Source organism: Archangium gephyra (genome assembly GCF_049060025.1).
Classification (GTDB): Bacteria; Myxococcota; Myxococcia; order Myxococcales; family Myxococcaceae; genus Archangium; species Archangium gephyra_A.
Genome location: NZ_JBMEQQ010000002.1, coordinates 3,248,974 through 3,266,180, shown reverse-complemented (window position 1 = coordinate 3,266,180; position 17,207 = coordinate 3,248,974). Strand labels below are relative to the sequence as shown.

Annotated in this window: 17 protein-coding genes and 1 pseudogene; 7 read left to right on the top strand and 11 right to left on the bottom strand. The window is 69.4% G+C overall.

What is annotated here, in order from left to right; genetic code table 11:
* Positions 1–64 precede the first annotated feature (64 nt).
* Positions 65–400, bottom strand: coding sequence for a hypothetical protein (locus tag ACN28I_RS14020; protein ID WP_420942539.1), 336 nt, complete (start codon positions 398–400; stop codon positions 65–67).
* Between the two features lie 40 nt (positions 401–440).
* On the opposite strand from ACN28I_RS14020, the gene ACN28I_RS14015 reads away from it, so the two are divergent.
* Positions 441–1,760: a tetratricopeptide repeat protein gene (locus tag ACN28I_RS14015; protein WP_420942538.1), complete on the top strand. Its 1,320-nt coding sequence runs from the start codon at positions 441–443 to the stop codon at positions 1,758–1,760.
* 19 nt (positions 1,761–1,779) lie between these two features.
* On the opposite strand, the gene ACN28I_RS14010 is transcribed toward ACN28I_RS14015, so the two are convergent.
* Together ACN28I_RS14010 and ACN28I_RS14005 are read right to left on the bottom strand one after the other, a co-directional pair.
* Positions 1,780–2,574 (bottom strand): class I SAM-dependent methyltransferase, encoded by a 795-nt coding sequence (locus ACN28I_RS14010; RefSeq protein WP_420942537.1) that lies wholly within the window; start codon positions 2,572–2,574, stop codon positions 1,780–1,782.
* 117 nt (positions 2,575–2,691) lie between these two features.
* Positions 2,692–3,660, bottom strand: coding sequence for a class I SAM-dependent DNA methyltransferase (locus ACN28I_RS14005; protein ID WP_420942536.1), 969 nt, complete (start codon positions 3,658–3,660; stop codon positions 2,692–2,694).
* Positions 3,661–3,739: 79 nt separating this feature from the next.
* On the opposite strand from ACN28I_RS14005, the gene ACN28I_RS14000 reads away from it, so the two are divergent.
* The 3 genes from ACN28I_RS14000 to rd all read left to right on the top strand — a co-directional run bounded on the left by ACN28I_RS14000 (position 3,740) and on the right by rd (position 5,319).
* On the top strand, positions 3,740–4,546 hold the full coding sequence (locus tag ACN28I_RS14000) for an SDR family NAD(P)-dependent oxidoreductase (RefSeq protein WP_420942535.1): 807 nt from the start codon (positions 3,740–3,742) through the stop codon (positions 4,544–4,546).
* A 65-nt stretch (positions 4,547–4,611) separates the two neighbouring features.
* Positions 4,612–5,142 carry a zf-TFIIB domain-containing protein gene (locus ACN28I_RS13995; protein ID WP_420942534.1) on the top strand — a complete coding sequence of 177 codons (531 nt, stop codon included), beginning with the start codon at positions 4,612–4,614 and terminating at the stop codon, positions 5,140–5,142.
* A 9-nt stretch (positions 5,143–5,151) separates the two neighbouring features.
* Positions 5,152–5,319 (top strand): rubredoxin, encoded by a 168-nt coding sequence (gene rd, locus ACN28I_RS13990; RefSeq protein ID WP_420942533.1) that lies wholly within the window; start codon positions 5,152–5,154, stop codon positions 5,317–5,319.
* Here rd and ACN28I_RS13985 read toward each other — a convergent pair.
* From ACN28I_RS13985 to ACN28I_RS13975, 3 genes are all read right to left on the bottom strand, one after another.
* Positions 5,316–5,924 (bottom strand): DUF2378 family protein, encoded by a 609-nt coding sequence (locus ACN28I_RS13985; protein ID WP_420942532.1) that lies wholly within the window; start codon positions 5,922–5,924, stop codon positions 5,316–5,318. The two genes, rd and ACN28I_RS13985, sit on opposite strands and share 4 nt — an antisense overlap.
* A 166-nt stretch (positions 5,925–6,090) precedes the next feature.
* Entirely contained in the window at positions 6,091–6,867 is a 777-nt protein-coding gene (locus ACN28I_RS13980; RefSeq protein WP_420942531.1) for a hypothetical protein, read from the bottom strand.
* 59 nt (positions 6,868–6,926) lie between these two features.
* Positions 6,927–7,307: a nuclear transport factor 2 family protein gene (locus tag ACN28I_RS13975; protein ID WP_420942530.1), complete on the bottom strand. Its 381-nt coding sequence runs from the start codon at positions 7,305–7,307 to the stop codon at positions 6,927–6,929.
* 221 nt (positions 7,308–7,528) lie between these two features.
* Between ACN28I_RS13975 and ACN28I_RS13970 the strand changes: the two genes are divergently transcribed.
* On the top strand, positions 7,529–8,749 hold the full coding sequence (locus tag ACN28I_RS13970; RefSeq protein WP_420942529.1) for an ATP-binding protein: 1,221 nt from the start codon (positions 7,529–7,531) through the stop codon (positions 8,747–8,749).
* Between the two features lie 12 nt (positions 8,750–8,761).
* Here ACN28I_RS13970 and ACN28I_RS13965 read toward each other — a convergent pair whose 3' ends face one another.
* Positions 8,762–10,057, bottom strand: a complete 1,296-nt coding sequence (locus ACN28I_RS13965; protein WP_420942528.1) for a M16 family metallopeptidase — start codon at positions 10,055–10,057, stop codon at positions 8,762–8,764.
* Positions 10,054–11,597, bottom strand: a pseudogene (locus tag ACN28I_RS13960) (ATP-binding protein). The gene ACN28I_RS13965 and the pseudogene ACN28I_RS13960 overlap by 4 nt, the downstream one beginning before the upstream one ends.
* A 204-nt stretch (positions 11,598–11,801) precedes the next feature.
* Here ACN28I_RS13960 and ACN28I_RS13955 point away from each other — a divergent pair.
* Complete coding sequence (locus ACN28I_RS13955) at positions 11,802–13,292, top strand: kelch repeat-containing protein (protein WP_420942527.1); 1,491 nt, start codon at positions 11,802–11,804, stop codon at positions 13,290–13,292.
* Positions 13,293–13,410: 118 nt separating this feature from the next.
* Here ACN28I_RS13955 and ACN28I_RS13950 read toward each other — a convergent pair whose 3' ends face one another.
* Positions 13,411–14,481: a cell envelope biogenesis protein TolA gene (locus tag ACN28I_RS13950; protein ID WP_420948637.1), complete on the bottom strand. Its 1,071-nt coding sequence runs from the start codon at positions 14,479–14,481 to the stop codon at positions 13,411–13,413.
* A 286-nt stretch (positions 14,482–14,767) separates the two neighbouring features.
* Between ACN28I_RS13950 and ACN28I_RS13945 the strand changes: the two genes are divergently transcribed.
* Positions 14,768–15,652, top strand: a complete 885-nt coding sequence (locus ACN28I_RS13945) for a 2-oxo acid dehydrogenase subunit E2 (RefSeq protein WP_420942526.1) — start codon at positions 14,768–14,770, stop codon at positions 15,650–15,652.
* 15 nt (positions 15,653–15,667) lie between these two features.
* On the opposite strand, the gene ACN28I_RS13940 is transcribed toward ACN28I_RS13945, so the two are convergent.
* Both ACN28I_RS13940 and ACN28I_RS13935 read right to left on the bottom strand, forming a co-directional pair.
* Positions 15,668–16,630: a zinc metalloprotease HtpX gene (locus ACN28I_RS13940; protein ID WP_420942525.1), complete on the bottom strand. Its 963-nt coding sequence runs from the start codon at positions 16,628–16,630 to the stop codon at positions 15,668–15,670.
* 94 nt (positions 16,631–16,724) lie between these two features.
* Positions 16,725–17,135, bottom strand: coding sequence for a hypothetical protein (locus ACN28I_RS13935; RefSeq protein WP_420942524.1), 411 nt, complete (start codon positions 17,133–17,135; stop codon positions 16,725–16,727).
* Between the last annotated feature and the right edge of the window lie 72 nt (positions 17,136–17,207).

The following is a 17,207-nucleotide window of genomic DNA, read 5'->3' as shown; positions in this document are numbered from 1 at the left end:
CCGGGTGACAGCTTTCCATGGGCGGGAAGCCCGGTGCTTGACCCGCAGTCGTGGCGCACCGCGCCTAGAGGTCCGCGGAGAGTGCGTCACGCACGCCCGGTAGCTGGGCGAGCAACTCCAGTTCGGCGGCCTTCAGGTGGGAGATGCGCCGTCCGGCGATCCGCTCGAAGTGCAATTCGAGCCGGTGCTCGCCCTCGGCGTCCACGTGGCGGAAGAGGCGGGCGCGCCGGCCCTCCCGCACGCAGGCGAGGATGTCCTGGTGGAGGCTCTTCAGCCGTCGAGACACCTTCAGCGCCATCCGGCCCTCGGGGGTGTCGAACGTGTGGAAGTGCCGGTTGCGCGACAGGGGGCGCGCTGGGTCATGGAGCCTCTCCACGAGGCGCCGAACGAATGGGTCCATCGACGCCGCAGGATAACATCCGCTACCCTGCATCTCAGCGATGCAATCGAAACTTCCCCGCCTGCTCTGCGCCCTGCCGCTGCTGCTTCCGCTCGCCTGCAAGGATCCGGACACCCTTTCCGTCCAGACCCGGGATCAGAAATTCCAGGCGAAGATGAGTGAGGGCCAGGCCCTGCTGAACAGTGGTGAGCCCGAGCAGGCCGCGAGGGCCTTCGAGGCGGCCTCGGGGCTGATGCCCGACAACCCGGAGCCGCTGCTGCGGGTGGCCGAGGCCCGGCGCCGGGAGGGCAACACGGGCGCTTCCATCCTGGCGCTCAAGCGGGCCATGACCCTCAATCCGGGGCAGGCGCCGGAGATCAAACGGAAGATCGCCGAGCGCCACGAGCAGGACGGGCGCCCGCGCGACGCCATCAGCGTGCTCCTGGAGCTGCGCGATGCCGACGAGCTGGGGGACCTGGACGTCCTCCGGCTGGCGCGCCTGCAGACGCGCGAGGGCCAGCACCAGGCCGCCTTCCAGACATTGGAGCGCATCCTGCGCGAGCGCCCGGATGACGTGGACGCCAAGGTGGTGGAGGCGGAGATCCTCCAGGACAAGGGGGAGGAGGTGCTCGCCACGAAGCTGATGGACCGGCTCCTGACGGAGCAGCCGGGGCTCGCGGCGGCGCGGATGCTGCGTGCCAGGTACTTCCTCCGGAATGGCTATGCGGAGTACGCCGAGCAGGACCTGTCGGCGGTCCAGGGCGAGGAGGCCGCGAAGCCGGAGTTCGTCTCCCTGAAGGCGAGGGTGCTCACCCAGCTCGAGCGCCACGCGGACGCGGAGGCGCTGCTGACCGCCACGGTGGCGAAGTACCCGCAGAACGCGGACCTCATCGGCCGGCTCGCGGAGACGCGGCTGACGCTGGGGAACAAGGCCGGGGCGCTGGCGGCGGTGGAGCAGGCGCTGAAGGCCCAGCCGGACTCCGCGCGGGCCCTGTATGTCCGGGGCCGGTTGCAGGAGGCCCAGGGGGACACGAAGCGCGCGAAGGAGGACTACGGCTTCGCCCTCCAGGAGAATCCCCGCCTGGTGCCGGCGCTCTCGCGGATGTGGCGGCTGCAACAGCAGGCCGGCGAGAAGGAGGAGGCGCTAGTGTCGCTGGAGCGGCTGGTGGGCTCGGGCGAGGCCTCGCTGGAGGAGAAGGTGGCACTCGCCAGCCTGTACGCGGAGACCCGGCGGCGGCCCGAGCAGGGTTTGAAGCTCATCGCCGAGGCGCTCAAGCAGGACGCGGGCAACCCCGAGTACCTGGACATCCAGAAGGCGCTGAAGAAGGCCCTGCCCCGGAAGAAGAAGTCCGGGCCCATCATCATGCGCGGACGCTGGTGATGGGTCCGGCCGTCCGCGGCTACGCGGGCGGGCGCTGCCCCCAGACGCCGAAGATGGTGGGCCCGTAGAACCAGGCGTTCGGATCCTTCAGGCGCTCGGAGAACCCGTCGAACTGCTCGCGCGTGAGCAGCCGCATCTTCTCCGCGTACGGCCAGTGCTGCTCCCCGGTGAGCCGGTGGAACTCGGCGGTGGGCGTGCCCCCGGAGAAGTAGAGCATCTCGCCCTCGGCGTTGACGTTCTGCAGCCCCAGCCGCTGGAAGGTGCGCGGCAGCGTCCGCGCCCAGTCCACGGCCGTGCCCGCCGCCCGCCCCATGGCGTGCATGATCTCCACCACCTGGAGGAAGGGCCCGGTGTCGTTCTGGAAGAGCGAGAACGTCTCCATCTCCTCCAGCAGCAGCCAGCCGCCCGGCTTGAGCGACGCCACCAGCCGCTCCACCAGCTCCTCCCGCTCGGCCAGATGCTGGAGCACCATCCGGGAGTGCACGAGATCGAAGGTCTTCTCGGGAGGCTTCATCGAGCGGATGTCCTGCTCGCGCACCTCGAGGATGGGCCCGGCCGCTTCGGCGACGAGCTCGGTGTTCATGTCCACGGCCAGCACGTGGCCGTGCGGCGCCACCCGGTAGCGCATCCAGCGGGCGATGGAGCCGCTGCCACAACCCACCTCGAAGCAGCGCCAACCCTCCTTGATGCCGAGCCCCTCCATGCGCCGGAGGGTGATGTGATCGGCCATTCCTTCGATGGCTTGCAACCGCCGGCGCCCTTGCGCGCCGGAGCTGCCCAGGTCCTGTTTGTAGCCCTGGATCTTCGCAGCCATCGTATCGACCTGTGAGGTCATGTGGTCCACCCCAGATGTAATAGGGGGGCGAGCATAGCGTGTGGCCCGTAGGGTTCGCGCCCCCCCGTCAGATTGACCCAGCCCCCGGCGGCGGGATCAGCTGGTTTCACTTTTGGACAGCACCACTACATGGCCGGTGACGGGCTGGCCTCCCTGCTTGCGCAACGTGTCCTCCCGCTCCAACACCGGGTGAAGGTAGGCCGCACTGGCACACCGCCTCAGGTAATCGAGGTGGTGCACGTAACGCGCGGTGGGCTGGAGCCGGTACCCGGGCTCGGTGCCCTTCTCCACGGTGAAGGCGAACAGGCCACCGGGTGCGAGCCGCCGGGCGGCCTGCTGGAAGAGGGGCTCCAGCGCGCCGAAGTAGACGAGCACGTCCACGGCGACGATGAGATCATGACTCGCCGTGGAGGCGGCGAGCTCCGCGGTGATCTCCCCGGCCCGGAGGGTGTCGTACACGCCCCGCTCGCGGGCCTTGTCCAGCATGCCCTTGGACAGATCGATGCCCTCCAGCCGCCGGGCGAAGGGCCGCAGGAGGGGACCGGCCAGCCCGGTGCCGCACCCGAGGTCGAGCACGTCGAGCTCCCGCCGTCCGCCGAGCACGGTGCGCACCGCGTCCATGAGCCGCTCGGGCGCGCGGTAGGCGAGGAAGCCGCGCAGGCTGTCGTCGAAGCTGGGGGCGTAGACGTCGAAGAGCGCGGCGACATGGGCGTCGGCCATGCGCTCGGGCGGGGTGCTCCCGGTCTCGGCCGCTTCCAGGTAGGCGATCACCGCCTCCCGCTCGGACTCGGGAATGCGCCACTCGTGGCAGCGCCGCTCGTGCAGGTGGCGGCGGAGCGGAACCACCTCCCTGGCGCGCCCGCTCTCCTGGAGGATGGAGATGAGCATCTTCAGCGAGTCCTTGTCTTCCGGCTGCTGGTCGAGGTGCTCGAGCAGCGCGGCCTCGGCGGCCAGCGGCTCCCGCCAGGACCACAGCACGTGGGCCCCGTACGTGGCGGGCACGAGCTCCGCCCCTTCGAATCCACACGCTTCCAGGCGCGCACGCCAGTCGATGGGAGGCTTCATGGGTCTCCCGGAGAGGGTACACCCCGGGCGATCCATATGGCCATTGACGCCGGGCTCGCTCCCTTGGAAGCGTGACGGCATGGACAACATGGTGCGGGCACGCAAGTACGCGGTGGTGACGGGCGCCTCCAGTGGCATTGGCCGGGAGCTGGCGGCGCTCCTGGCGCGCGAGGGGTATGCGCTGGTGCTGGTGGCCCGGCGCACCGGTCCCATGCAGGAGCTGGCGGCTCAACTCCAGCAGGCCCATGGGGTGCCCTCGGTGGTGGTGGGGGCGGACCTGGCCGCGCCCGAGGGGGTGCGGACGGTGGTGGACGAGCTGAAGACGCGCCAGCTCGACGTCGAGGTGCTGGTGAACAACGCGGGCTTCGGCCTGGCGGGGAATTTCGAGGTGCTGCCGGCGGAGCAGCAGGTGGGGATGTTGGAGCTCAACGTCCGGGCGCTCACCGCGCTCACCCGCGAGCTGGTTCCGGGGATGGTGGCGCGGCGGCGCGGGTACGTGCTCAACGTGGCCTCGCTGGCGGCCTTCACGCCGGGCCCGTTCATGTCCGTGTACTACGCGAGCAAGGCGTACGTGCTGTCCTTCTCCACCGCGCTGCACGCGGAGCTGCGGGGCCAGGGGGTGACGGTGACGGCGCTGTGCCCGGGGTACACCGAGACGGAGTTCGCCGCGCGGGCGGCGGAGCACCAGAAGGCCCGGCTCTTCAGCGGGCCCATGGGGACGAGCAACGCGCGGCAGGTGGCCGAGGCGGGTTACCGGGGCCTGATGCGTGGCAAGGCGGTGGTGGTGCCCGGGATCTCCAACCGCCTCTCGGCCTGGTTCATGCCGCTGGCGCCGCTGGGGCTGAGGCTGCGCATCGCCGGGTACATGAACGCGAGCGAGCCCTGAGGGGTGGGGCGCCCATGGCCAGCGGGGGCCTTCTGACGCCAGAATGGGCCAGGGAGGAGCTTTCGATGAGCGGGGACAAGCGGTGCCCTTCGTGCGGGATGCGGATGCAGCGTTTCTTCGCGGTCGGGGTCGAGCTGGATCGATGCCGGTCGTGCCGGGGCGTGTGGCTGGACGCGGGGGAGCTCTCCGAGGTGCTCCTGAAGGATGTGTCGCCGCGGCTGGTGGCGGGCCGGAGCGAGCGCCCGTGCGCCTTCTGCTCGCGCCCGATGCGCACGGCCCAGCTTCCCGGAGGCGTGCCGGTGGAGACCTGCGAGCGCTGCCGGGGCATCTACCTAGACGAGGGCGAGCTGGAGCACCTCACCTTCGGGACGGAGGAGGAGGCGCCGCTCGCCGCGAACGTCAGCCCGGAGAAGCGGTTCTTCTTCTTCTACTGCGTGAGCTGCGGCGAGCGCTTCGCGCTCAACGAGGCGAGGAATGGAAAGGGCGGGCTGCACTGCACGGAATGCGCCCCCTTCGCCCAGCCGCATCCCGTCGAGGAAGAGCAGCCGGTGAAACAGGTGGGGGGGTGGTTGAGCCGGTGGTTCGGCCGGGAGTAGAGGGACGGAATGAACAAGCGCTACCGCTGCCTCACCTGCCAGCACATCTATGACCCCGCCGAGGGAGATCCCGACTCCGGCATCGCGCCGGGCACGCCCTTCGAGCAGATTCCCGACACCTGGTACTGCCCCCAGTGCGGCGCGAGCAAGGCCGACTTCGAGCCGATGGAGGACTAGGGAGCCGGGCGGCGCAACACGTAGACGACGCGCTGGGAGCCGGGCTCGATGGGCTGCAGCTCACTGCGGGTGAAGGGCGCGCCGACCAGCTCCATCATCGCGTCCATGTTGCCGTGCATGAAGTGCGGGTCGATGCCGGGCGTGGAGCCGAGGGCGGCGTGGAACTCGGGCATCACCTCGAAGGTGACCTCGAGCGCACCATCCGGCAGGAAGCGGGTCCGGGCGGACAGGAAGTTGGTCCCCGACTGGAGGCCGCGCGAGATGCGGCCCAGCGAGCGCTCCCAGCCGAGCATCCGGAGCATGGCGAACACGGCCCGGCCCATGGTGGTCTGGCCGTATCCGTCCACCAGCTTGCGGCCGATCCGGTAGCGGGCCTGCTCATTGGAGAGATCCGGGCAGAGGACTTCCGAGCACACCCCGACGGCGGCGAACCAGGTCGGCACGGAGTAGGCGACGAGGAACGGATGATCCAGATCGATGCCGATCTTCTTGAGCCGTGCGCGGGTGTGGGTGTCGAGCCGCTCCTTGAAGGCGTGCTTGAAGAGCGCCTCCACCACCTGGCTGAAGATGACGGGTTCCTTCCGGGGTACGGCAGCGGTCATCATCGAGCATCCCTGGGACGAATGGGTACCCTGCTCAGGGTCTGGTCATCATCCGTTACCAGACCGGGGCAGGGTAGCCGCCCCATGGTGGTGGCATCTACCACCATCTCCGGAGATTTGGTTCCCGGAGGTGTGTTCCAGGGTAGGAGTCCCCCGCTTCAGGGGGGAGTTACTGGATCAGGTCCGCCTGGCGGGTGGCGGTATTGCGGACCAGGCCGAAGTGGCTCTCACTGAGGGTGTAGCTGGCGGTCTCGTTGGTGAGCTGGCTGGAGTGGACGCCGTTCACGGTGCACACGCCGGTGGCGCAGACGATCTCATCCGAGTTGCTCTTGAGGGAGTAGATGCGGGTGGCCATGCGCTTGCCGAAGATGCCGGTGAGGAAGGGGCTCTTCACGGACAGGCCCCAGTAGCCGCAGGTGGAGGTGACCACGTTGAGGGGGTAGGTGCCGCAGGTCCACAGGCCGCGGTAGCCGGCGGCGAGGCCCACGAAGGCATCCACGCGGCTCTGCACGCCGAGGTCGAGGATGGCCTTGATGGCGAGCGTCACGCCCATGGAATGGCCGATGACGTCGATCTTCCCGGTGCAGGAGCGGGCGAGGGCCTGATTGATGGCGTCGCGCACGGGAGTCTCCTCCGAGCCGGAGTGATCGTTACAGGCGGCGCACGTCTTGGAGCCCCAGCTCGGGCGGAAGATCTCCCCGGCGGCGTATCCGCGGGAGATCAGCGTGTTGTAGGTGTTGTTGTAGTCCGAGGGATAGGAGGTGTTGCCGTGCACCAGCACCACCGCATCCCGGCACGTCTGCGCGCTGGCGGAAGCCGCGGCGAGTCCAACGACGAGAACGGACAGAAAACGCACTGCGCTCGACAGCCGCTTGATCTCCATGGTGCTCCTCCGGGTCGTGCCGTCCACCTGGGACGGCGCCGCCGGGGAGGGTTCATGAATCATGATTCAGGTGTCAACTGCTGATTCCCGGATTCAGCGAAAACAATGAATGGGGGAGGCGGTTACTGGGGCAGGGTGACGCTGTGGGCGAGCACCATCCGCCACTGCCCTCCGCGCTTGATGGCGATGTCAGTGAAGGCGCCCACGTCGGCCACGGTGGTGCCGTCCTCCATCTGGATCCGGGCACGCTGCCGGCCGAGGAGGACTCCGACGTCGCCGTAGGTGCGGACTTCCAGGTCATCGGACTCGACGGACAGGATGGTGCCGGGGATGGCGAGGATGGCGGCGATGAACCCGGCGCGGTCTACGGGGGGATTGCCCGGGACGCGGAGCTCGAAGGTCTCGTCCAGGATGCGCTCGAGCATCTCGCGGTCCCGGGTGCGGATGGCGGTGAACATGTCCTTCTCGAGCTGGCGCAACTGGGCTTCGTCAGTCGTGTTCATGGAGTCCGTTTGCCGGGTGGAACGAAGTCCGCAGGCGGTGCACAGGCAGAGGACGGCGAGGAGCGCGAGCCGGGCGTGGGTTCTCATGGCCACCGAAGATACCGGTCTCTTCGGTGGACCCCAGGGGCTCACTTGGAGGGCGTTCTGGCTCGTGTCGAGCCGGTTACCCGAGCGGCGTCACTTGCGTTGACTTGGCTCCGCCGGGTCGACATGGTTGGGCCATGTCGCCGGAGCGCCCGCTTCCTCTCTCCCTAGAAGATCCTGCTCCACTCCTTCAGTGGTTGAGTGGAACAGGACCCGAGCCGCAGCAACTTGATTTGCTGGTCCTCGCTCGCGCGTGGGTATGTGCCGCCATTGGTGCATCGCTGGATGACCCGAGGGCCCGTACGGTTGCTGAACGTGCGATCAAATTGAACGACCAGATGCTGCAAGGGGAGAATCCGGATGCGATTGCGCGGCTCTTTTCAGCCGGCAGTCCATTCGACCCCAACCGTTTTCGTACACAGTGGGTCAACAGCTTCGAGAAGATCGAGCCCTTCGCGAATTACATTTCGAGAGCCCTCATCCCTGAGCCGGAGATGGAGGACACACGGCTTACAATCCGGTACGTGATCGTGGAACTGCTGCGGAATGCGGTCCAACACAGTCAAGCTCCAGCGGGTGGCTTCGTTGCTGCCGACCTCTGGAATAAGGAGAGTGGTCGGCCGATGCTGCAGCTTGCTGTGGGCGATGCGGGTATTGGGATTCCAGCAAGTTTGCGTGCCTTGCATCCCAATCTGTCGGACCCAGAGGCTGCGCTTGAGAAGTCGCTCTGGCCCCACATCTCGGGAACGTTCGAGGAAGGGCTCACGGGCACGCAGCAGAACGCTGGCATGGGCCTCTTCTTCATCGCGGAGATGGCCAAGCTGACGAGTGGCACACTGCTCATCGCGACCCGTGGGGCAACGCTCCTGTTGTCCGGATGGATCGATGAGGCGGGAAACCACAGCCTGCGCTTCATTGAGCCGCGTGGCGTCGGCTTCCCCGGAACGCTCGTCGTGTTCGAACTGCCTGTCGGAGATGTGGCCGACTACCCCGCGCTCATCGAAACCATTAAGGAGCGGGCGAAGCAGCGTACTCCCCAGCGAGCCATCCACCGGTGGATCCGCTTTGACTCCGCACCGCCCGAGTCCACTGTTTTCGAGATCCAGAAGCAGGCGGAGAACACGCCCGCCGCGATCCAGCTCGCCCAGAACGAGATCACGCCGCGCATCCTCCGGCGTGAGCCGATCGTGCTCGACTTCAATGGCCTGCGGATCCTCACGCAGAGCTACCTGCACTCCCTGCTCTTCGAGCCTCTGCGGCTCGCGTGGGCGCTGCGCACGCCCATCCATGTGAGGAACGTCGAGCCCGCCGTGCGCAGCAACCTGGAGCTTCTGGAGAACTACGCGCTCGCTGGGTAGGTCTCGCCCCCCTCACTTGGACGAGGGCAGCCCCTCGGCGGTGTCCACGACCTTCTCCAGGGCCTTGATGCCCTTGCGCTGGCCCACGGCCACCACGGTGAGGTTCTCCCGGGCGAAGTAGCGACGGGCGATGTCTCGCACATGGGCCGCGCTGGCGGCATCCACCAGGTCCGCGCGGCGGCCGAAGGACTCGGGCCGGCGGAACAGCTCCGTCCCGCCGAACCACCCGGCCAGCTCGCCCGGCGAGTCCTGCGAGAACTCCAGCAGCATCCGGTGCCGCCGCCTGGCGCGCGCCAACTCCTCCTCGCCCACCGGTGTGGTGGCCAGCTCGCCCAGCACCCGGAACACCTCTGCCACCACCACCGACGCCCGGTCCGGCGCACACGCGGCTTCGATCTCGAAGATGCCCGCGTCGTGGAAGGCCTCCAGCGAGGCGTGCACCGAGTACGCCAGCCCACGCTTCTCCACGATCTCGAACGGCAGCCGCGAGGACAGCCCGTCATCCAGGAAGCGCCGCAGCAACTGCAGGGCGGGCCAGTCCTCGTGGTGCTCGGGCACGGTGCGGAAGCTGATGCGGAACTCCGTCTGAGACTCGTCGTGGGTGACGACGTGCAGGTGCGGCCCGGCGGGCGTGGGCGGCGGCGGCAGGTCGATGCTCTCGGCTCCCCGGGGCAATCGCGCGAAGTGGCGCTCCACCAGCGCGAGCACCTCGTCGTGCTTCACCCGGCCCGCCGCCGTCACCACCATGTTGCCGGTGACGTAGTGGCGCGCGAAGTGCTCGCGGATCTGCTCGTGAGAGAGCAGCGAGACGGACTCCTTCGTGCCGGCGATCTTGAAAGACAGCGGATGTTGGGGGAAGAGCACCCGCTTGGACAGGTTGTCGATGTCGATGTCCCGGCCGTTCTCGTCCACCTCGTCGAGCATCTCCTCGAGGATGATGCTCCGCTCCACCTCCATGTCGGTGAGCTTGGGGCGGGTGAGCATGTCCCCCAGCACCTCCAGGCCCACGCCCAGGTGCGCCGGGTGCAGCGGGGTGTAGTAGTAGCCGTGGTCGCGCGTGGTGACGCCGTTGAGGTTGCCGCCCACCTCCTCCACGGCCGAGTTCATCTTCACCGTGTCCGGCCAGCCCTCGCTGCCGCGGAAGAAGAGGTGCTCGAGGAAGTGGCTGACGCCGTTGTTGGCGGCCGTCTCGTGGCGGCTGCCGGTGCGCACGTACACTGCGAGCAGGGCGGTGTGCAGGTGCGGGGTCTCGACGGTGACGACGCGCAGCCCGTTGGGCAGGACATCGCGGTGGTAGCTGAAGCTCATGCGCGGGGAAGCCTGACGGAGAAGGTGGTGCCCTGGCCGGGTTCGCTCTTGCACCCGAGCGAGCCGCCGTGGGCCTTGAGGATCTGCTGGCAGACGGCGAGGCCCAGCCCCGTGCCGTCTTCCTTGGTGGTGAAGAAGGGTTCGAAGATGCGCGAGCGCACGGACTCGTTCATGCCGCGCCCGGTGTCCTGGATGGCGACCTCCACGTCGCGCTCGTTCACGCGCGTGGCGATGGTGAGCCGGCCTCCGTCGGGCATGGCCTCGCGGGCGTTGCGCAGCAGGTTGAGGAATACCTGTCGCAACTGGCCCTCGTCGGCCAGGGCCTGGGGCGGGTCCTCGGAGAAGCTCGCGCACCACCTCCACCTGGGCGCGCTCCAGCTCCTCGCGGGAGAAGTCCAGCACGCTGGCCAGCACCTCGGTGACGTCCGTGGGCTCGAGGCTGGGTTGGGGCGGGCGCGCCATGCGCAGGTATTGCTCCGTCACCTCGGTGAGCCGGTCCACCTCGCGGGTGACGGCGGCGAGCAGCTCGCGTGACTCGCGGGCATCGTGCGGGGACTCGAAGGTGGCGCGCTCGAAGGCATCTTGCATCAGCTCCACGTTGAGGCCGATGGAGGACAGGGGATTGCGCACCTCGTGGGCCACCTGGGCGGAGATGCGGCCCACGGCGGCGAGCTGCTCGGCGCGCATGAGGGCCTCGGCCTGGGCCTTGAGCTGGGCCTCGCGCGCCTGGAGCGAGCGGGCCATGGCGTCGAACTCGCGGGCGAGCACCGCCACCTCGTCATCGCCGCGCACGCCCAGTTGCGCGCTGTAGTCGCCACGGCCGATGCGCGACACGCCCTCGATGAGGGTGCGCACCGGGCGCAGCGTGCGGGCCGACCAGGCGGTGGCCGCCAGGCCCACGCCGATGGCCAGCACGGACAGGGTGATGATGGCCAGGCCCGTGCGCCGCTCGCGCTCCTCGGCCCCGTCCACGCGCTCGCGGATGCGGTTGCTCAGCGCGGCCCGGAGGAAACGGATGTCCCGGCCGATGGAGGCCTCCTGCTGGCGCAGCTCGGCGGTGGCGCGTGAGACCTCCTCCGTCGCGGGCCGCTCGTTGGCGAGCACCGTGAAGACGGCGTCCGCCGCCCGCCCGTAGGCCTGGTAACGGGTGGCGAGCTTCTCCGAGGCGCGACTCCAGGTCCTGGACGAAGTGCACCTCGCCGGTGGGCGCCAGGGTGCGCACCTCGCGGGCCCGCGCCTTCGCCGCCTGCAACCGCTCCGCCATGAGCGAGGGGAAGTACAGCCGCGCCAGCCGGATGAGGGCCCGCCGCGTCTCCACGCTGCCCTCCTCGAGCAGCCGCTCGGTGTCCTTCTCCTGGTTGGTGTGGAAGGACTCGAGCGCCGCCGCGTCCTGAGAGAGCTGCAGGTAGCCCTGGCTCACCAGGCGGATCTCCAACCGGTTGCGGTGCAGCTCGGCCACGCTGAAGAGCGACACTCCGCCGAAGGTGACGAGCACCACCGCGTAACCGAGGAAGATGCGGGTGGCGAGCGAGAGCTTCATTCAGGGGCAGGGGGCCGCGTTGACCCCGGACGGAGGCCATCGCTACGCTCGCGGCGGCCCGAGCGCAAGCCCATCTTTAGCCTTCGTCGGGACCTGGGACCGCAAAAGGGGAACACGATGAGGTGGAGTATCAACGGGTGGACCTCGTCCGTCCGCCGGGGCAGGGGACAGGGCAGGCCACGGTCGTCAGGTTGGAAGGCCAGGATGGTGGCACTGGGTCTCCTGAGTGCCTGCGGGTCCTCGGAAGATCGTTACGGGGTGCGGATCAACCACGAGGGGACATGCGGCGGCACTCCGGCCCTGGAGGGCGTCCGCTACCTGCGCTTGCGCATCACCGGCGAGAACATGGAGCCCGTGGAGCGCTACGAGTCCGTGGTGGAGTATCTCAGGCAGCGGCGGCCGGTGCTGCCGCCCGTCCCTCTTGGGAAGGGGCGCGTGCTGGAGGTGCGTGGCTATACGGATCTGCCTCGCTCGGGGGGCCGTGTGGTGGCCCGGGGACTCTCGAGTCCCTTCGATGTCGAGGCACTGGCGGCCTCCTGGGTCCACGTCACCGTCCGCCGGGTGGATGAGTATGTGCGGCCGGCCACCTCCGAGGGCGGGTGCGTGGCGCTCGCCGAGCCTCGCGCGGGACACACCGCGACGCTGCTCGAGGACGGCCACGTGCTGCTGGCCGGAGGCTTCCAGTCCGGCGCGGGTGGTGCCGCCTCCACGGTGTCCTCGGCGGAGATCTTCGATCCGGTGACGGGCTCGGTGCCGCGGGTGCTGTCGCTGGGGACGCCTCGGGCGTTCCACACCGCGACGCGGCTGCCGGGCGGCAGGGTGCTGCTGGCGGGTGGCGAGGTGCAGTCGGTGGAGGGCGCTCTGCCCGTGCGCGGCGCCCAGGTGCTGGACGTGGCCCGGGGGACGTCCACGTCGGTGGAACTGAGGGCTGCTCGCAGCCAGCACGCGGCGGCGGTGGACTCGGGGGGACGGGTGCTGCTCGTCGGCGGAGTGGGGGCGGGCGGCACGGTGGTGGCCGAGGCCGAGGGGTATGAGCCCGCGACGGGCCAGGTGTTCCCCGTGAGCACGCCGGTGCCCCGCGTGGGCATGGCGGCGATGCCGGTGGAGGACGGCCGGCGCATCGCGGTGGTGGGCGGCTCGGACGGGAAGTCGCTGCGGCCCGAGGTGCTGTTCTTCTCCTACGAGGGAGGCTCGTTCGTCCCGGTGGGCGAGGGCGCGCGGCTGCGGTCACCCCGGCGCGACGCGGCGCTCGTGCCGTTCGGCGGGCCGGAGCGGCTGCTGTACGTGGGGGGCAATGACTCGCCTGGACATGTCGAGGAAGGGCGCATCCTGGCCTCCTCGGAAGTCGTCTCCCCGGGCGAGGCCTCGCAGGTGACCGCGGGGCCCCAGGTGTTCGCCAGGAGCGGGCTGTGCGCGGTGGCGCTGCCCGATGGCCGCGTGATGACGCTCGGTGGGGTGCGGTACGGCGGCAGCGGGTTCGTGAGCGACTCGCACGTGGAGCTGCTCGTTCCTGGCGAGGAGGGCGGTGCGCCGGGTCTGCTCGGGTTGAAGCCGCTGGAGCGTCCGCGTCACCAGCACTCGTGCACGGTGCTGCGGGACGGCTCGGTGCTCATCGCGGGCGGGGTGGATGACGATGGGTTCCAGCGGACGACTCTGAGCGACCTGGTCATCTACACGCCGGTTCCGCTGGACTGACGGACCTACGGTGGGGGCCCGGGGGACAACCTGGGGCCCCCGATACCCTCACCCCGTCCCTCTCCCGGGGGGAGAGGGGATGTTGGGGAGAGGGGGGGACAGGTGTTGCGGGTACGGCTCAGGCGCTCGGCGCGGAGGACTTGTCGTCCTGCTGGGACTCGCTCTTCGCGGGCTGCTCGCCCGTCGCGCTGGCCGGCTCGCTCGCCGTGGCCACCGCCTGCTGCTGCGCCGCTTCCGCCGTGGCACGGGCCTGCGCGGCCTCCTCCACCTTCTTGTCGCTCGCCGCCATCTCGTCCGGCGTCAGCTCCGTGCGATCGGCCAGCATGCCCGTCTTCTTCTCCAGGTCCTTGATGGCCCGGCGCAGCAGATCCCGCTCCAGCAGCGTGCGATTCAGCCGCTTCTCCAGCGCCTTGTACTTGTCCTTCACCAGCTCCAGCTCGTTCTTGCTGGCGGAGAAGATGCGCTGCTGCGAGTCAGACCGGCCCTTGATGCGCTTCAGCTCGCGCTCCAGCTCGGCCGCGCGGCTGCGCTCCTTGTTCGCCGTCTGCTCCAGCCGCTCCATCTTCTCGCGGTCGGCGTCGTTCAGCTCCCGGTAGCGGCGCGGGGCCTTCTCCGCGGCGGACTCGGCGGCGGCCGCGGCGGTGGCGGCGGGCAGCACGGTCATGGTCGCGTTCACCACCCGCTCCTCCGGCTGCGCCGGGGCGGACACCTGCTGCGGCTGCGCGGGGGCGGCCACCGCCGGAGCGGGCGCGGCGGCGGGCGCGCCACCCCGGCGGCCCCCCTTGCCCATCTCCATCTCGGACTTCAGGCGGGCGATCTCCGCCTCGGCCTGGGCCAGCTCACCCCGGACCACCTCGAGCTGCGTGGAGGCGTTGCGCTCCACCTCGACGCGCGCCCGGGCCAGGTCCTTCTCCCCCTTCTCCGACTCCTTCTGCTCGTAGAGCTTGCGCTTGGCCTGCTTGAGCTGCTCCTTCACCTCCTGAAGCTGCGCACGCTGTTCATCGGCCTCCTTGCGCCTGCGATCCAGCTCCGCCTCCAGCTTCGCGCGCGCCTTGGTGTCCGACTCCAGCTCGCCCCGCGCCGTGGGCGAGGACGACGAGGGGAGCGCCGCGGCCGACTTCTGGCCGAAGAACACGTACGCGAGCGTGGCGAGGAAGAGCACCGACACGACGACGAGCAGAACTTCCAACACGGGGGTGACCTCCGGGGATGATGCAAAAAGCGGGGCAGCCTAGCGTCAGGCGGCGGGACGTCAATAGGTCTCGTCGCCCGCCCTCCAGCCAATGGACCAGGCCCTGCCTTGCTCCTTCCCTCCAGCGGGGCGGGGGTCCGCTGCTCAAATTAGGAGTCAGGGTGCGGGAGTGCCCGGAGAGCCCGGGTGGTGGTGAGCAGGGCAGGGGGGCTTTCTCCGGGCCCCGGAAAAACGTAAAGCTGGGGGCTCCGCGCACCGTCGTCCTGAGAGGAACCACCGCGTCATGGCTCACCTGGAGCTCATTCCCAAGGAGAACGTTTCCAGTTTCCGCAAGCTGGCCATTGGAAGCTGGAAGACGGCGTACGACCCGACCGTGTACGGGACGATGACGCTGCGCATGGACAAGGCGCTGGCCTACATCGAGGCCTTCCGCCAGAAGACGGGCATCCGGCTCACCGTCACGCACCTGCTGGCCAAGGCCATGGCCGAGGCGCTGCGCCGCTGCCCCGATGCCAACGCCATCCTGCGCTTCAACCGCATCTACCTGCGCAAGCGCATCACCATCTCCACCCTCGTGGTGCAGACGGATGGCGGCAAGGTGGACCTCACCTCGGCGAAGATCGACGACGCGGAGCAGAAGTCCCTCCGGGAGATCGCCGCCGAGCTGGAGGCCGCCGTCCAGAAGGTCCGCCAGCGCAAGGACGAGATGCTGGAGAAGGGCAAGGGCACCATCCACAAGATGCCCTACGCCTTCCTCAACTTCTTCACCTGGCTCATCTCCTTCTTCATGTACACGCTGAACTGGGACATGACGTGGGCGGGCATGCCCCGGGACGCCTTTGGCTCGGCCATCATCACCAACGTGGGCTCGCTGGGGCTGGACACGGCGTTCGTGCCGCTCGTGCCCTACACGCGTGTGCCCATCTTCATCGCCCCGGGCGCCATCAAGGACGCCCCCGTGGTGGAGAACGGCAAGGTGGTGGCCGGCAAGCTGATGAACGTGAACGCCTCGTTCGATCACCGCTTCATCGACGGCTTCCACGCCAGCATCCTGGCCAACACGTTCCGCGAGATGCTGGAGAACCCCTTCGAGCACTTCGACAAGCTCGACGAGGTGGCCCCCGTGGTGCCGGCGGACGCGACGCCGCCGGTGTCGGCCGCGGGGTAGGTGCCCGCGCTCCCGCTACGCCCAGGCGCTGCGCCAGCCGCGCGTGCTCCTGGGCCCCGCCATCTCGCGCAGGCGGCGCACCCGCTCGGGGATGGGCGGGTGGGTGGAGAACAGGCCCATGATGGCGCCGCCGGACAGCGGGTTCACGATGAAGAGGTGCGAGGTGGCCGGCGCCCGGTCATAGGGCATCAGCTCCGCGCCCCGCTCCAGCTTCAGCAGCGCATCCGCCAGTGCATCCGGATCCCCACACAGCTCCGCCCCCGTCGCATCCGCGCCGTACTCGCGCGAGCGGCTCACCGCGAGCTGCAGCAGCGTGGCGGCGATGGGCGCCACCAGCAGCACGCCCAGGTTGCCCAGCGCGTGGCCTGGTCCACCCTCCTCGTCGTCATCTCCGCGGCCGAGCAGCGAGCCGCCGAACCAGAAGAGCATCTGCGCCGCGTAGCTGATGACGCCCGCCAGCGTGGCCGCCACCGTGCCAATCAGCGTGTCGCGGTTCTTCACGTGCGCCAGCTCGTGCGCCAGCACACCCTCGAGTTCCCGCTGATCCAGGATGTCCACGAGGCCCGCCGTCACCGCCACCGCGGCGTGCTCCGGGTTGCGGCCCGTGGCGAACGCGTTGGGCGTCCGGGTGGGCAGCAGGTACAGCTTCGGCTTGGGCATGCCCGCGCGTGCCGCCAGCCGCTCCACCATCTGGTGCAGCCACGGCGCCTCGGCGTACTCCAGCGGCTGCGCCCCGTGCATGGCCAGGGCGATCCGATCACTGAACCAGTACGAGCCGAAGTTCATCACCACGACGAAGAAGCCCGCGACGACGAGCCCCTGTGGGCCGCCCAGACGCTCGCCGACGACCAACAGGAGCGCCGTGAGTCCCGCCAGCAGCACCGTCGTCTTCAGCGCGTTGCCCAGCCGGTGGCCCCAGCCGCTCCCGCGCGCGCCCCCCTGGGGCATCGACGATCCATACATCCCGCCAGCACTCATGACGTTGCCTTGCCTTTCCTTTCCCCTCTCAGGTACGGGCTCAACGTAAGCAGGCGGCGGGGCGCGTCAAACGCACGGGAACCGCTGGCACTCGCTAGAGGTAGAAGCGGTCCACCACATTCGCGGTCCGCTGGAGGATGGCGCTCCAGCCCACCCAGCCGTCGATGGGCCCCTTGTCCGCCTGGGACTCGGCCCCCAGCGCGCCCAGCGAGCCCGTACACCCCTGCACCGTGCCCAGCCCGGACTCCCGCACGTGCTCCAGCAACTGGCGCAGGGTGGGGATGCGGCGCGTCTCGAAGCGGTCCGCCACGTCCTCGCGCGGGGGTTGGAAGTCCGGCTCGTCCAGCCGGCCCTGGAGGAAACGCTCCAGCGCCCACCAGAAGAGGTACACCTCCGCCCGCCGGCCCGACGCCACCGCCGCCGCCGCGATGGACAGCCCCTGATGCACCCGGTCGTAGTCGCCGCTGTGCAGGAAGACGACCACCTTGGGCGCCGGAGTGCTCACGCCGCCCTCATACCGTCCGCCCTCCTACCCGTCCACCCGCACTCCCCGTCCTGGCTCGTGGATCAGCCGTGG

Bases quoted from the DNA above. Each gene is read 5' to 3' on its own strand.
- ACN28I_RS14020 (WP_420942539.1), bottom strand. From the start codon at position 400: ATGGACCCATTCGTTCGGCGCCTCGTGGAGAGGCTCCATGACCCAGCG.
- ACN28I_RS14015 (WP_420942538.1), top strand. From the start codon at position 441: ATGCAATCGAAACTTCCCCGCCTGCTCTGCGCCCTGCCGCTGCTGCTT.
- ACN28I_RS14010 (WP_420942537.1), bottom strand. From the start codon at position 2,574: ATGGCTGCGAAGATCCAGGGCTACAAACAGGACCTGGGCAGCTCCGGC.
- ACN28I_RS14005 (WP_420942536.1), bottom strand. From the start codon at position 3,660: ATGAAGCCTCCCATCGACTGGCGTGCGCGCCTGGAAGCGTGTGGATTC.
- ACN28I_RS14000 (WP_420942535.1), top strand. From the start codon at position 3,740: ATGGACAACATGGTGCGGGCACGCAAGTACGCGGTGGTGACGGGCGCC.
- ACN28I_RS13995 (WP_420942534.1), top strand. From the start codon at position 4,612: ATGAGCGGGGACAAGCGGTGCCCTTCGTGCGGGATGCGGATGCAGCGT.
- rd (WP_420942533.1), top strand. From the start codon at position 5,152: ATGAACAAGCGCTACCGCTGCCTCACCTGCCAGCACATCTATGACCCC.
- ACN28I_RS13985 (WP_420942532.1), bottom strand. From the start codon at position 5,924: ATGATGACCGCTGCCGTACCCCGGAAGGAACCCGTCATCTTCAGCCAG.
- ACN28I_RS13980 (WP_420942531.1), bottom strand. From the start codon at position 6,867: ATGATTCATGAACCCTCCCCGGCGGCGCCGTCCCAGGTGGACGGCACG.
- ACN28I_RS13975 (WP_420942530.1), bottom strand. From the start codon at position 7,307: ATGAACACGACTGACGAAGCCCAGTTGCGCCAGCTCGAGAAGGACATG.
- ACN28I_RS13970 (WP_420942529.1), top strand. From the start codon at position 7,529: ATGTCGCCGGAGCGCCCGCTTCCTCTCTCCCTAGAAGATCCTGCTCCA.
- ACN28I_RS13965 (WP_420942528.1), bottom strand. From the start codon at position 10,057: ATGAGCTTCAGCTACCACCGCGATGTCCTGCCCAACGGGCTGCGCGTC.
- ACN28I_RS13955 (WP_420942527.1), top strand. From the start codon at position 11,802: ATGGTGGCACTGGGTCTCCTGAGTGCCTGCGGGTCCTCGGAAGATCGT.
- ACN28I_RS13945 (WP_420942526.1), top strand. From the start codon at position 14,768: ATGGCTCACCTGGAGCTCATTCCCAAGGAGAACGTTTCCAGTTTCCGC.
- ACN28I_RS13940 (WP_420942525.1), bottom strand. From the start codon at position 16,630: ATGAGTGCTGGCGGGATGTATGGATCGTCGATGCCCCAGGGGGGCGCG.